This is a genomic window from Streptomyces albiaxialis (assembly GCF_039530985.1).
Taxonomy (GTDB): domain Bacteria; phylum Actinomycetota; class Actinomycetes; order Streptomycetales; family Streptomycetaceae; genus Streptomyces; species Streptomyces albiaxialis.
The window spans coordinates 982,730-995,537 of sequence record NZ_BAAAPE010000007.1; the positions used below are offsets into that span (position 1 = coordinate 982,730).

Below are 12,808 nucleotides of genomic sequence, written 5' to 3' on the forward strand. Positions count from 1 at the left end.
GGGGCCGACAGGACCATAACGCGGGACGGAACTGACAGGGGTGCCCGTCTTCCGTTACCGTGCGGAGGGCACGGCGAGAGAGGGGGCTCCGATGGGGACGCAGGGGACGGACAAGGCGGGTCTGGCCTATGGCTTCGCGGCATACGGGATGTGGGGGCTGCTCCCCCTCTACTGGCACCTGCTCCAGGACACCGGCGCCTCCGAGGTGCTCGCCAACCGCATGGTGTGGTCGCTGCCGACCGCGCTGCTGATCCTCGCGCTGGTGCGCCGCTGGTCCTGGATACGCCCGCTGCTGCGCGAGCCGAGGAAGCTCGCGCTGATCCTGCTGGCCGCCTGCGTGATCTCCGCGAACTGGGGGCTCTACATCTGGTCGGTCAACTCCGGCCGGGTCATCGAGGCCTCCCTCGGCTACTTCATCAACCCGCTGGTCTCCATCGCCTTCGGCGTCCTGCTGCTCCGTGAGCGGCTGCGCGTGGCGCAGTGGGTGGCCGTGGGCGTCGGCGTGCTCGCCGTGGTCGTGATGACGTTCGCCTACGGCAAGCTGCCGTGGGTCTCGCTCACCCTCGCCTTCAGCTTCGCCACGTACGGGCTGATCAAGAAGAAGGTCAAGCTCGACGGCGTCGAGGGGTTCAGCGCCGAGACGATGATGCAGTTCCTGCCCGCGCTCGGCTTCCTCATCTGGCTCGGGGCGCGCGGCGACTCGACCTTCGCGACCGACGGCGGGGTCCACACCCTGCTGCTGGTCCTCTCCGGCGCGGCCACCGCGCTGCCGCTGATCTTCTTCGGCGCCGCCGCCGTCCGGCTGCCGCTCTCCACCATCGGGCTCCTCCAGTACATGGCGCCCGCCTTCATGTTCGTCCTCGGCGTGACCGTCTTCCACGAGGAGATGCCGCCCGAGCGCTGGGCGGGCTTCGGGCTCGTCTGGGCGGCGCTGGCGCTGCTGACCTGGGACGCGCTGCGCACGGCACGCCGCGGCCGGGCGGCCCTGCGCGCCGCCGCCGCGGCGGCGAAGCGGGAAGCCGAGGCCAAGGCCAAGGCCGGGTCCGAGCCGGGGGGAGAGCCCGGCGGGGACCAGGAGGCCCCCGCTCAGTCCTCCGCCACGCCCGCGCGGTAGCCGCTCATCACCGCCAGGCTCTCGTCCCGCACGGGCCGCGAGGTGTCGCGGTCCGGGCGGTACGGCTCCAGGTCGGGCAGCGCGACGCCCTCCGTCAGCTCCCGCGCGGCCAGCTCCCCCAGCAGCGGGGCCAGGGTGACGCCGCTGTGGGTCACCAGCGAGTAGAGCCCCCCGGCCTCCGGGTGCGCCCCGGCGAGCGGCAGCCCGTCGGCGGGCACGGGCCGCACCCCGACCCGTACGCCCGCGAGTGCGCCGGAGCGCAGCGCGGGCAGCACCTCGGCGCAGCGCGCCAGGAGATCCGCCTCGGGCGGTACGTCCGTACCCGGCGTCGGCTCCAGCAGCGCGTCGGCCGCCCAGGAGATCGCGACGACCCGGCCACCGGGCGCCGGGCGCAGGTCCACGCCGGGGGTCGCGAGGACGGCGCCGAGCCCGGGCTCCGGCAGCGGCACCGACTCCCCCACCAGGCCCGGGATCTGGCGCAGCGGCAGCCGTACGCCCGCGAGCGCGGCGATACGCGCGGCGTCCGGCCCCGCGCAGTTGACGACATGGTCCGCAGCGAACCGCTGCCCGCGCGCCCGCGCGCCGCGCACCCGGCCACCGTCGAGGAGCAGATCCTCGACCGGAGTGTCGTAGCGGATGTCGGCGCCGCGCGCCGCCGCGCGGTCCAGCAGCGCGCGGGCCATGAGAGGCGCGTCGTACCAGGCGGCCTCGTCGTGGACGACCAGTTCCCCGGCGCGGCACGCCGCGGGGTCGGCGGCCGGGGCGAGCGTGCGCAGCTCGGCCGGGTCCGCCGTGCGGCAGGGGTGGCCCCATGCGGCGAGGCGCGCGGCGCGCTCCCGGATCGTGCGCCGCTCCTCCTCGGTGTGCCCCCACTGGACCAGGGGCACGGGATGGCGCCAGCGTTCGCGGCCCTCGGACTCCAGGGCGGGGTGGAGGGCCGCGCTGCGGCGGTTCAGCTCGTAGTAGGAGCGCGGGGTCTTGAGGTGGGTGACGTCGATGGAGAAGGTCGCGCCGGAGGTGCGCTGCGCGGGGCCGTGCGCGTCGAGCACGGTGACGGCGGCGCCCGCGCGGGCGAGGTGGTACGCGGTGGCGGCGCCGATCACTCCGGCACCGATGACGAGGGCACGGGTCATGAAGCTGTCGACAACCTTCCGGGTCAGAGAACCTTGCTGAGGAACGCACGGGTGCGTGCGTGCCGGGGGTCGCCCAGCACCGCCTCGGGGGCGCCGGACTCGACGACCACGCCGTCGTCCATGAAGACGAGCGAGTCGCCGACCTCCCGCGCGAAGCCCATCTCGTGGGTGACGACGACCATGGTCATCCCGTCGTCGGCGAGGGCCCGCATCACGTCCAGCACCTCGCCCACGAGTTCGGGGTCGAGGGCCGAGGTCGGCTCGTCGAAGAGCATCAGCTCCGGCTCCATCGCGAGCGCGCGGGCGATGGCGACGCGCTGCTGCTGCCCGCCGGAGAGCTGGGAGGGGTAGGCGTCGGCCTTGTCGCCGAGGCCGACGCGGGCCAGCAGCGCGCGGGCCCGCTCCCGCGCCCGTTCCCTCGGCTCCCTCTTGACCTGGACGGGCGCCTCGCAGACGTTCTCCAGCGCGGTCATGTGCGGGAAGAGGTTGAAGCGCTGGAAGACCATGCCGATGCCCCGGCGGCGCCGGGCGACGGCCTTCTCGCTCAGCTCGTACAGCCTGCCGCCGCGCTCCTCGTAGCCGACGAGCTGACCGCGTACGGACAGCCGCCCGGCGTCGATCGTCTCCAGATGGTTGACGCAGCGCAGGAACGTGGACTTGCCGGAACCCGAGGGGCCGACCAGGCACATCACCTCGCCGGGCGCGACGCTCAGATCGATGCCGCGCAGCACCTCGGTACGGCCGAAGCTCTTGCGGACGCCTCGCGCCGCGATGACGGAGGTCGACGGGGCGGTCAACGGGACGTCTCCTCACGGTTCTTCCGCGCCGCGGCACGCAGCCGCTGGAGCGGGGTGGGCGGCAGCGCGCGGCTGGAGCCGCGGCCGTAGCGGCGCTCCAGGTAGAACTGGCCGACGTTGAGGACGGAGGTCGCCACCAGGTACCAGAAGCAGGCGACCATCAGCAGCGGCACCTGCTGGAAGTTGCGCGAGTAGATGCCCTGGATCGAGGTGAGCAGCTCGGGGACGGCGATGGCGAAGACGAGGGAGGTCGTCTTGAGCATCGAGATCGCCTGGTTGCCGGTCGGCGGGATGATGATGCGCAGCGCCTGCGGCAGCACGATGCGGCGCAGCGTCTGGCGGCGCGTCATGCCGAGCGCCTGGGCCGCCTCGTTCTGCCCGTCGTCCACGGAGGTGATCCCGGCGCGGACGATCTCCGCCATGTACGCGGCCTCGTGCAGCCCGAGCCCGAGGACGGCCGCCGCCATCTGCGTGATCAGCGTGTTCGTCTCGACCTCGACGAAGGTCGGGCCCCACGGAACGCCGAGCCCGACCTTCGGGAGGATCGCGGAGAGGAAGTACCAGAAGAGGAGCTGGACGAGGAGCGGGGTGCCCCGGAAGACCCAGATGTAGCACCAGATCAGATTCGCCAGGATCGGGTTGCGGGACATCCGCAGCACGGCGAGCAGGACGCCGCCGACGATGCCGAGGGTCATGGCGAGCACCGTCAGCAGCAGCGTCGTCCGCAGCCCTTCCATGATCACCGGGGAGAAGAGGAACTCGCCGACCGTCCCCCAGCGCATCCGGGGGTTGGTGATCCAGCCCTCCAGCAGGAACACGAGCAGGAAGACGAGGGCGACGGCGGCGATCCGCAGCCCGGGGCGGCGCAGCGGGACGGCCCGTACGGAGTCGGCGGGGGCGGGGGCGGGGGCGGCCGTTCCGGCCTCCGCCCCGTCTCTCACGGCCGTCATGCCCGGCCCCCGTTCACCGTGGCGCGCTTCAGGGCGCCGTTGGCGATCTTCCACTGCTTGAGGATCTTCGTGTAGGTCCCGTTGTCCATGAGCTTCTGGAGGGCCCCGCGCACCGCGCGTACCAAGTCCTTGTCCTCCTTGTTGATCAGGATTCCGTACGGCAGGAAGCGGTACGGCTCGCCGCCGGTGCGGAAGCGGCCGTGCGACATCTCCGCCTGGTAGCCGACGGTCGGGGTACCGCCGACGAAGGCGTGCGCGCGGCCCGTCGAGAGGGCTTGGAAGCAGCCCACGGAGTCGGGGAAGACGAGCTTCTCCAGCTTCGGCTCGCCCCGGGCCGCGCACTTCTTCGCCTGCGCGGCGACGTCGTCGACCTGCGAGGTGCCCTGCTCGACCGCGACCTGGCTGCCGCACAGACTGTCGAGCGAGTCGACGCCGTCGGCGGCGCGCTCGGAGACGAGGATCGAGCTGCTCGTCCTCATGTAGTCGACGAACGTGATCTGGCTCTGCCGCTCGGGCTTGTCGAGCATCGCCTGGATCGCGACGTCGTAGCGGCGGGACTGGACGCCGCCGATGATGCTGTCGAAGTTCGCCTGCACCAGCTTGACGTCCAGCCCGAGGACCTGGGCGACGGCGCGGATGAGGTCGGGTTCGGCGCCGATGACGGTCTTGTTGTCGAGGTCGAGGAGGGAGAGCGGCGGGTAGTCGTTGCCGACGGCGGAGGTGAGGGTGCCGGACTCGCGGATCTTCTCCGGTACGAGCGCGCGCAGCTCCTTGTCGACCGGCTGCCGGGGCACCTTCGACTGGTTGACGGTGGACGTGCCGCCGCAGCCCGCGGTCGTCAGCGCGAGGAGCGCGGTGAGCGCGAGCACGGGCCATGCCGTTCTTCTGGGCACCGCTCTTCTGGGCACGGAGCCTCCTCGGAGGGAACGGATCGGGGTGCACGCCAATCTGCGGGACGGCCCGTGTGCCCGGCAAGATCAGGAACAGTGACGCTTTCCGCACGGGGTGTTCAGCTCTTCTGATGCTCCGCGGTCGCCTGCTACGTTCCGGTGATGCTCACACCGCCGCAGCTCAGGGCGATTCGCGAGGTCGTGGCCGCCGGTTCGTTCCGTACGGCGGCGCGGCGGCTGGGGTACTCGCCCTCGGCCGTCTCCCAGCAGATCTCCACCCTCGAACGCGCGCTGGGCGTCGCCCTGTTCGAGCGCACGCCGCGCAGCGTCCGGCCGACGGCGGCCGGCGCGCACCTCGCGCACCGCGCGACCCGGCTGCTCGCCGAGCTGGCCTCGACGGAGGACGAGCTGCGCGCGTACGGCGCGGCGGAACGCGGGCGGCTGCGGCTCGGCAGCTTCTGGTCGGCCGGATTCCGGCTGGTGCCCGCCGTCCTCACCGGCTTCCTCCGCGACCGCCCCGAGGTCGAGGTGCGCTACGAGGAGGGCGATCCGCAGGTCACGGTCCCGGCGGTGCTGGAGGGGAGCCTCGATCTGGCGGTCGTCTTCGAGTACGGCGTCGTCCCGCATCACTGGCCCGAGGAGCTGACCCGCACGCTGGTCCTGGAGGAGCCGCTGTACGTGCTGCTGCCGGAGGGCCACCGTCTGGCGGGCCGGGCACCGCTCCGGCTGTCCGACCTCGCCGACGAGCGCTGGATCAGCTACCACGAGGACACGGACGCGGCCCGCTGCCTCCTGCACATCTGCGCGGCGGGCGGCTTCCGCCCCGAGGTCCTCTTCCGCACGAACGACTACAACCTCCCCTACGAGCTGGTCCGGCGGGGTCTCGGTGTCGCCGTCGCGCCCGAACTCGCCGTCCCCGCGCCCACCCACGGCGTCCACCTCACCCGCCTCACGGACCCCGCCCATGTCCGCCGCGTCCACGCCGTCCACCGCACGACGGACCCGAACCCGTTCCTCCCCCTCGCCCTCGGCCTGCTCCGCGAGGCGGCGGCGGCCGTACGGGACAGTACGGTGCGGGCATGACAGAAGAGAGCGGGCGGATCCCGTTGCGGTTCTGGGGAGTGCTGGGGCGCGGGGCGCTCTACGGGCTGGCCGCCGTGCCGGTCACCGCGCTCGTCGCGTACGTGCTGCGCGGCGAGCAGCGGATCTCCTTCCTCCTCGTCGCCTCGGGCGCCGGGCTCCTCGGCGGCGCGATCTGCCTCGCGCTCGGCGGCTTCCTGTGGATCCCGGGCGAGGCACGCCGCTGGCGCGAGTGGCGCGCGCTGCTCTCCGAGGGCCAGTACGAGGGCCTGACCGTACTGGCCCCGACGATGGTCCGGGTCGGCGCCGTGGGGCTGGTGCTGGGCCCGTTCGCGTACGGCCTCCACGGGCTGGCGGGCGGGCCGTGGTGAGGGGCGGCGCTACGCCGTGATGTCGCGGCTCGTGAAGCGGGCCCAGGCGGCCGAGCCGAACACCGCGCCGTAGAGGGCCTGGAGGCCGAGGTTCTTGACCAGGTCGTCCCAGTAGACCGGGTCGCGCAGGACGTCGGAGAAGCTCAGCCAGTAGTTCGGGAAGAGATACGGGTGGATGGCGTGGAGCTGCGGGATCGTGTTCACGATCTGGACCGTGATCAGCAGCCCGACCGTCGCGGCCATCGCGGCGATGCCGCTGTTGGTGAGCGTCGAGATGAAGAGCCCGAGGGCCGCCAGGCCCACCAGTGACGCGGCGACCAGCACCGCGATGAACAGCGCCCGCGCCAGCCCCTCCGCGAACGGCACCGTCGTGCCGGACAGCAGCGTGACCTCCCCGACGGGGAAGAGCAGCGAGCCGACCGCGAGCGCCGAGACCGCGACGACGAGCGTGGCGGCCAGGCAGAACGTCAGGACGGTCGTGAACTTCGCCAGCAGCAGGCGTGTACGCCCCGCCGGGGCGACCAGCAGATAGCGCAGCGTGCCCGCGTTGGCCTCGCCCGCGATCGAGTCGCCCGCGATCACGCCGATGGCCATCGGCAGGAAGAACGGCAGCGTGGCCGCGAGCGAGGTGAAGACCAGGAACAGGCCGTTGTTGGTGACCTGCGAGATGAACGCCGGGCCCTCGCCGCCCTGGCTCCCGCCCCCGCCGCCGATCGAACCCCCGTCGCTCGTCTCGATCTTGACGGCGATGCCGACCAGCACCGGCACCAGGGCCAGCACCGCGAGCAGCGCGAGGGTGCGCCAGCGGCGGAAGGTGACGGCCAGCTCGGAGCGGAAGAGCCCCAGCGACCAGAGCGGGCCCGGCGTCCTCGGGACAGCCGCCCTTTCGGTGGCCTCAGCCTGCGACATCGAAGCCCTCCCCGGTGAGCGAGACGAAGACGTCCTCCAGCGAGGCCCGCGCCATGCCGAACGCGCGTACGCGCACGCCGTCCCGTACGAGGGCGGCGTTGAGGTCGGCGAGGTCCGGAGGGTCGGTGGCCGGGAGGTCCCCGGTGAGCTGCTCCCCGTCCGCCTCCAGGTCGGTCACGCCGTGCTCCTTGAGGACGCGGAGCGCGTCGGAGGGGTCGGGCGTGGTGACGGTCAGCCTGCCGCGGGCGCCCGCCGACATCTCGGCGACGGTCCCCTGCGTGACGAGACGGCCCCGGTTCATCACGGCCGTGTGCGAGCAGACCTGCTCGATCTCGTCGAGCAGGTGGGAGGAGAGGAAGACGGTGATCCCGTCGTCCGCCAGCTCGCGGACGAGGGTGCGGATCTCGCGCATGCCCTGCGGGTCGAGCCCGTTGGTGGGCTCGTCCAGGACGAGCAGGTCGCGCGGCTGGAGCAGGGCCGCGGCCAGGCCGAGGCGCTGCTTCATGCCCAGCGAGTACGCCCGCGCCTTCTTGCCCGCCGCGGCCGAGAGCCCGACCCGCTCCAGGGCCCTGCCGACGCGGGCCGCGCGGGTGCGGGGGTCGGCGGTGGGGTCGGCCGCGTCGAAGCGCAGCAGATTGTCGCGCCCGTTCAGGAAGCCGTACAGGGCCGGGCCCTCGATGAGGGCGCCGACCCGGGGCAGCACCCGGCGAGCGCCGTGGGGCATGGGCTCGCCGAGGAGGCGGGCGCCGCCCTCGGTCGGCTCGATCAGGCCGAGCAGCATCCTGATCGTCGTCGTCTTCCCCGAGCCGTTGGGCCCGAGGAAGCCGAAGACGCTGCCGCGCGGCACGGTGAGGTCGAGGGAGTCGACGGCGAGCTGACCGCCTCTGTAGCGCTTGGTGAGCCCCTGGGTCGAGATCACGGGTTCCCCGTCGCCACGGTCGGCGGCCGTCTCGGCCATACGCTCCCCCTCTGCCTCGGTGGTGGTTACTTCGCGTCCGCGTTCGCGGCCTTGATGAGCCCGTCCTTGGTGACGGCGCCGACGTAGACCTTGCCGTCCTCCGTCATCAGGGCGTTGACCAGGCGGGTGCTGAAGACGCGGCCGGTGCCGAAGTCGCCCTTGGCCTCGTCGGTGAAGCTGTCGAGCAGCTTCTGGGCCTGGGCGCCCTCGCCCTTGTCCAGCCCCTCGCCCTTGGCGATGCCGCCGAGGCCCGGACCGCCGCCCGCCTTGCCGGTGTCGATCCTGGCGACCTTGTTCCAGTCCGCGCCCTTGCCGAGGATGTCCAGGCCGGAGAGGTCGGGCTGGGAGCCGTGGGCCTTGCCGCGCTTCTCGTCGAACTTCTTGTCGAGCTTCTCCTCCGTGACCTTCGTGCCCTTCGGGGGCTTGAAGTCGAAGGTGCCGCCGTCGGGCTTGCCGAAGTCGACCTTCTTGTAGCCGATGTCGACGACGGCCTTGCCGCCGCTCTTCGGGGTCAGCGTGAACTTCAGCGGCGCCCCGTTGTCCGCGTCGACCGCTATGCGGATCTCGCCGACGGTGGTGTCGGGGGCGTCCTTCGGGGTCAGCACGAGCTGGTACGCGTCCCGGCCCGCGACCTTCGCCGTGCCGTCGACGGAGGCCGACGTGCCGGACTTCTCAGCCGCCTCGAGCGCCCGCTTCGCCGCCTTCTCCGGCGTCAGTTCGGGCATCTTCTCGTGCTCGGTCCCCGCCTTGCCGCCCTTCGCGGGCGCCTTGGCGTGCCACGCCGTGTTGCTGCCGCTGTCGTACGCCCACAGCTCGCCCGCGTTGTGGATCAGGCTGTACTCGGCGGCGTCCTCGACGATCGAGACCCGCTGCTTGTCGGGGCCGTCCGCCGCGACGCGGAGCGTGTGCTCGCCGGAGGCGAGCTGCGTGAGCTTCTGCTGCGGGGCGGCGCCGGGCTTCTCGCCCTCGCCGTCCTTGCCCTCCTCCTCGCCGCCTCCGCCTCCGCCGAAGGGGCCGCCGCCCTGGCCGCCGGAGCCGCCGGGGAGGGAGGGCAGGCCGAGGTCCGTGCTGATCTTGACCGTGCCGGAGACCTGGTCGGCGTCCGACTTGGCCATCTTGGCCACGAGTTCCTCGGCCGTGATCTTGGGCAGGTCCGGGTCACCGGCGTCGGCGAGCGCGGGCACCAGGCCTACGGTGGCCGCCGCCACGCCCGCGATGGCGACCGGTACGCCGTACCGGAGCGCCTTGCGCCTGGGCTTGCTCGGTTGGATCTGTGCCATGTGTACGTCCTACCTCCGTCGTCGGCGGCGGTTCGCTTACGTCGCAACGTCGCACTCGTCCACCCCTTGCCGCCATTCTCACCCGAATCGGTGCGGGGTGTGTGACTCCATGGCATCAAATCCGACCGGCCTAGGCGTCAGCCGACGGGGGCAACTCGACGTACTCCCCCGGGATGACACTCCCTGATGAGAGCTCCCCCGTTCTAGGGGGCGGAACGGAAGCGCCCCTTCAGGGGCGCGGGGAACTGCGCGCCCAGCCACGACGCGGCCGCAGCCTGCGAAGCACAGCACGGGGCACCCCGAACCCAGCCCAGAAGTCCGGGACACCCGGCACGGGGGCTGCGCTTGCCGGCCCTGCTCCCCCAAGCTCTTCGAGCAGGGGGTACCCCCAGTGGCAGACCTCCCAAGCTTCGCGGGAGGCCTCAGCGGAGGTGTCCCGTCAGGGGCGCGGGGAACTGCGCGACCAGCCACGACGCACCCGCAGTCGGCAACGCACGGGATAGGGCAGCCCCTGAACCGGCCCTTAGCCGGCCCGGTGGACGACCGCTTCGCACAGGCCCGACAGGGCGGCCTTCGCGGCGTTGTCCGGCAACGGCGCCAGCATGTCGCGGGCCGCCTCCGCGTAGCGGACCGTGTCGCGGCGGGCCTGCTCCAGTGCCGGGTGAGCCCGCAGTCCCGCGAGGGCCTCCGCGTGCCGGGCGTCGTCCGTGAGGTCCCCGTCGAGCAGCGCGGCCAGCTCCCGGTCCTCCGCCGTCGCGCCGGGCGACGCGGCGCGCGCCCGTACGTACAGCACCGGCAGCGTCGGGATGCCCTCGCGCAGGTCCGTGCCCGGGGTCTTGCCGGACTCGCGGGCCTCGCTGGAGATGTCGAGGACGTCGTCGGCGAGCTGGAAGGCGACGCCGATCCGCTCCCCGTACTGGGTGAGGATCGACACAATCCTTTCGTCGGCCCCGGCCATCATCGCGCCGAAGCGCCCCGCGACGGCGATCAGCGAGCCCGTCTTGCCCCCGATCACGTCGAGGTAGTGGTCGATGGGGTCCTGGCCCTCGGAGGGGCCGGCGGTCTCCATGATCTGCCCGGTGACGAGCCGTTCGAAGGCCTCGGCCTGGATGCGTACGGCCTCGGGGCCGAGGTCGGCCAGTATGTGCGAGGCCCTCGCGAAGAGGAAGTCACCGGTGAGGACCGCGACGGAGTTGTCCCAGTTGGCGTTGGCGCTGGCGACGCCGCGCCGCACGTCGGCCTCGTCCATCACGTCGTCGTGGTACAGCGTCGCGAGATGGGTCAGCTCGACCACCACGCCCGAGGGCACCACCCCCGGCGCGTACGGGTCGCCGAACTGGGCGGCCAGTGTCACCAGCAGCGGACGGAAGCGTTTCCCGCCCGCGCGCACGAGGTGCTGGGCGGCCTCCGTGATGAACGGCACGTCGCTCTTGGTGGCCTCGAAGAGACCTTCCTCAACGGCCGCCAACCCTGCCTGGACATCGACTTCGAGAGCCTGGTCCCGCACGCTCAGCCCGAAGGGCCCGACGACGGTCACGAGGGGTACTCCTGTCTGCGAACGTGGAATGAACGATCCGGTGATCGCGCGGTGTCACGCTGTCTCATATTGGCTCGGTGCCACCATCACCTGGCAGCGTATCCGGTCACATAACGATCACGGTTGGCGCCTGTCCCGCTGACCGCTCTTAGGGGTCCTCGCACCTTCTTACCGCGCCATGCCCGGACATACGGGATATGTTTCAGATCACCCTTTGGCTGTGGTTTGCGGAGTCGAATCCGGGACAGCAGGGGCACTCGAATCACCACCGGAACCTCGTTCGTCACTCTCGCATCAGGAGCCCTCCCCCGTGTCCCGCCCCGAACCCACGTTTCTCGGCCAGCCCCGTGGCTTGCTGCCGCTGTCCGGCCTGGAGATCTGGGAGCGCTTCTCGTTCCTCGGGATGCAGGCCATCCTCGTGCTCTTCTTCTCCGCCTCGGAGGCCGACAACGGCCTGGGGATGGAGCCGGGGCCCGCGGCGTCGGTGGCCGCCGGGTACAGCACGCTCGTCTACCTGCTGTCCGTCGCGGGCGGCTGGATCGCCGACCGGATGCTCGGCTCGTACCGCTCGGTCCTCTACGGCGGGATCCTCATCGCCTGCGGCCACTACGCGATGGCCGTGCCGCACCCCGCCTCGACCTGGATCGGCCTCGGCCTGATCAGCGCGGGCACCGGCATGCTCAAGCCGAACGTGGCCGCCATGGTCGGCAAGCTCTACTCCGCCGACGACGACCGCCGAGACGCCGGATTCTCGCTCTACTACATGTCCATCAACGTCGGCGCGTTCCTCGGGCCGATCATCACGGGCCTGCTCGGCGAGGACATCGACTGGCACCTGGGCTTCTCGGCCGCCGCCGTCGGCATGACGCTCGGCCTCGCGCAGTACCTGCTCGGCCGCCGCCACCTGGCCGGGCGCAAGGACGGCGCCGAGTTCCCGCTGCCCCCGGCCGCGATGCGCCGCGCGGTGTGGCTGATCTGCGGCGGCCTCGTCGCCGCCGCCGCGCTGTGCGTGCTGCTGAGCGCGCTCGGCGCGCTGACCCTGCCGGGCTTCGTGGACGCCCTGACGTACGTGTCGATGGCGGCGCCCGTCGTCTACTTCACCGTGATCTGGCGCAGCCCCCGGGTGACGGCGGCCGAACGCGGACGGCTGCGGCCCTTTCTGGTCCTGTGGCTGGCCTCGGTGGCGTTCAACTTCGTGCTGTTCCAGTCGTACACGGTCCTGGTGCTGCTGACGGACGCGCACGTCAACACGAGCGTTCTCGGCTGGCACGTGCCGTCGAGCTGGATCAGCTCCGCGCTGGGCGCCGTGTCCGTGCTCTCCGCGCCCGTGATCGCGTCCGTGTGGTCCCGGATGGGGCACCACCAGCCCCACGCGTCCCGCAAGCTCGCGCTCGGCGTGCTGCTGGGCGGCCTCGGCTTCGTCGTGCTCTCCCCGGTCACGCTCGGCAAGTCGGGCACGAGCTGGGAGATCAGCCTGGTGTGGGTGGTGCTGGCGGTGCTGCTGATCGGCGTCGGCGACGTGCTGCTGGAGGCCACCGGCATGTCCGCGACGACCAAGCTCGCGCCCGCCGCCTTCAGCAGCCAGGGGCTCGCGCTCTGGTTCCTCTCGCTGGCCCTCGCGACCGGCGTCCAGGCACAGACGGTGAAGTTCTACGGTGATATCGCGGACTCCCTCTACTTCCTGCTCAACGGGGCGGTGGCGGTGGTCGTCGCCCTCGCGGTCTTCGCCGTCGCGCCCTGGCTGCGCCGCACGATGCACCCCGTCCACTGAGTCGTTCCGCTGGTGTCG

At 72.1% G+C, this 12,808-nt stretch carries 12 protein-coding genes; 4 read left to right on the forward strand and 8 right to left on the reverse strand.

The genetic code is table 11. The features are described 5' to 3' along the window. The first annotated feature begins 91 nt into the window (after positions 1 to 91). Entirely contained in the window at positions 92 to 1,114 is a 1,023-nt protein-coding gene (gene rarD, locus ABD343_RS15580) for an EamA family transporter RarD (protein ID WP_344528270.1), read from the forward strand. Here rarD and ABD343_RS15585 read toward each other — a convergent pair. The 4 genes from ABD343_RS15585 to ABD343_RS15600 are packed head-to-tail and all read right to left on the reverse strand — an operon-like array spanning position 1,087 to position 4,902. Next, complete coding sequence (locus tag ABD343_RS15585; RefSeq protein WP_344528272.1) at positions 1,087 to 2,247, reverse strand: NAD(P)/FAD-dependent oxidoreductase; 1,161 nt, start codon at positions 2,245 to 2,247, stop codon at positions 1,087 to 1,089. The genes rarD and ABD343_RS15585 overlap by 28 nt on opposite strands. A 23-nt stretch (positions 2,248 to 2,270) precedes the next feature. Then, the gene (locus tag ABD343_RS15590) at positions 2,271 to 3,044 is read right to left on the reverse strand and encodes an amino acid ABC transporter ATP-binding protein (RefSeq protein ID WP_344528274.1); all 774 of its coding nucleotides are present in this window, start codon (positions 3,042 to 3,044) and stop codon (positions 2,271 to 2,273) included. After that, the gene (locus ABD343_RS15595) at positions 3,041 to 3,994 is read right to left on the reverse strand and encodes an amino acid ABC transporter permease (RefSeq protein WP_344528276.1); all 954 of its coding nucleotides are present in this window, start codon (positions 3,992 to 3,994) and stop codon (positions 3,041 to 3,043) included. Before ABD343_RS15595 ends, ABD343_RS15590 begins: the two co-directional genes overlap by 4 nt. After that, positions 3,991 to 4,902, reverse strand: coding sequence for an ABC transporter substrate-binding protein (locus ABD343_RS15600; RefSeq protein ID WP_344528278.1), 912 nt, complete (start codon positions 4,900 to 4,902; stop codon positions 3,991 to 3,993). Before ABD343_RS15600 ends, ABD343_RS15595 begins: the two co-directional genes overlap by 4 nt. 144 nt (positions 4,903 to 5,046) lie before the next feature. Between ABD343_RS15600 and ABD343_RS15605 the strand changes: the two genes are divergently transcribed. Together ABD343_RS15605 and ABD343_RS15610 are read left to right on the forward strand one after the other, a co-directional pair. Then, a complete protein-coding gene (locus ABD343_RS15605; RefSeq protein ID WP_344528280.1) occupies positions 5,047 to 5,967 on the forward strand; it encodes a LysR family transcriptional regulator in 921 nt (306 codons plus the stop codon). Beyond that, the gene (locus tag ABD343_RS15610) at positions 5,964 to 6,335 is read left to right on the forward strand and encodes a DUF6336 family protein (RefSeq protein ID WP_344528282.1); all 372 of its coding nucleotides are present in this window, start codon (positions 5,964 to 5,966) and stop codon (positions 6,333 to 6,335) included. The genes ABD343_RS15605 and ABD343_RS15610 overlap by 4 nt, the downstream gene beginning before the upstream one ends. Positions 6,336 to 6,344: 9 nt before the next feature. Here the strand turns inward: ABD343_RS15610 and ABD343_RS15615 are convergent, their stop codons facing one another. From ABD343_RS15615 to ABD343_RS15630, 4 genes are all read right to left on the reverse strand, one after another. After that, on the reverse strand, positions 6,345 to 7,244 hold the full coding sequence (locus ABD343_RS15615) for an ABC transporter permease (protein ID WP_344528284.1): 900 nt from the start codon (positions 7,242 to 7,244) through the stop codon (positions 6,345 to 6,347). Beyond that, a complete protein-coding gene (locus tag ABD343_RS15620) occupies positions 7,231 to 8,202 on the reverse strand; it encodes an ABC transporter ATP-binding protein (RefSeq protein ID WP_344528286.1) in 972 nt (323 codons plus the stop codon). The genes ABD343_RS15615 and ABD343_RS15620 overlap by 14 nt, the downstream gene beginning before the upstream one ends. A gap of 26 nt (positions 8,203 to 8,228) precedes the next feature. Beyond that, positions 8,229 to 9,482, reverse strand: coding sequence for a LolA family protein (locus ABD343_RS15625; protein ID WP_344528288.1), 1,254 nt, complete (start codon positions 9,480 to 9,482; stop codon positions 8,229 to 8,231). Between the two features lie 523 nt (positions 9,483 to 10,005). Next, positions 10,006 to 11,019, reverse strand: a complete 1,014-nt coding sequence (locus tag ABD343_RS15630) for a polyprenyl synthetase family protein (RefSeq protein WP_344528290.1) — start codon at positions 11,017 to 11,019, stop codon at positions 10,006 to 10,008. A 310-nt stretch (positions 11,020 to 11,329) separates the two neighbouring features. Between ABD343_RS15630 and ABD343_RS15635 the strand changes: the two genes are divergently transcribed. Further along, positions 11,330 to 12,790, forward strand: a complete 1,461-nt coding sequence (locus ABD343_RS15635) for a peptide MFS transporter (protein WP_344528292.1) — start codon at positions 11,330 to 11,332, stop codon at positions 12,788 to 12,790. Positions 12,791 to 12,808: the final 18 nt, after the last annotated feature.

Excerpts from the sequence above, each read along its gene's own strand:
- rarD (WP_344528270.1), top strand. The coding sequence starts at position 92 with ATGGGGACGCAGGGGACGGACAAGGCGGGTCTGGCCTATGGCTTCGCG.
- ABD343_RS15585 (WP_344528272.1), bottom strand. The coding sequence starts at position 2,247 with ATGACCCGTGCCCTCGTCATCGGTGCCGGAGTGATCGGCGCCGCCACC.
- ABD343_RS15595 (WP_344528276.1), bottom strand. The coding sequence starts at position 3,994 with ATGACGGCCGTGAGAGACGGGGCGGAGGCCGGAACGGCCGCCCCCGCC.
- ABD343_RS15605 (WP_344528280.1), top strand. The coding sequence starts at position 5,047 with ATGCTCACACCGCCGCAGCTCAGGGCGATTCGCGAGGTCGTGGCCGCC.
- ABD343_RS15610 (WP_344528282.1), top strand. The coding sequence starts at position 5,964 with ATGACAGAAGAGAGCGGGCGGATCCCGTTGCGGTTCTGGGGAGTGCTG.
- ABD343_RS15615 (WP_344528284.1), bottom strand. The coding sequence starts at position 7,244 with ATGTCGCAGGCTGAGGCCACCGAAAGGGCGGCTGTCCCGAGGACGCCG.
- ABD343_RS15620 (WP_344528286.1), bottom strand. The coding sequence starts at position 8,202 with ATGGCCGAGACGGCCGCCGACCGTGGCGACGGGGAACCCGTGATCTCG.
- ABD343_RS15625 (WP_344528288.1), bottom strand. The coding sequence starts at position 9,482 with ATGGCACAGATCCAACCGAGCAAGCCCAGGCGCAAGGCGCTCCGGTAC.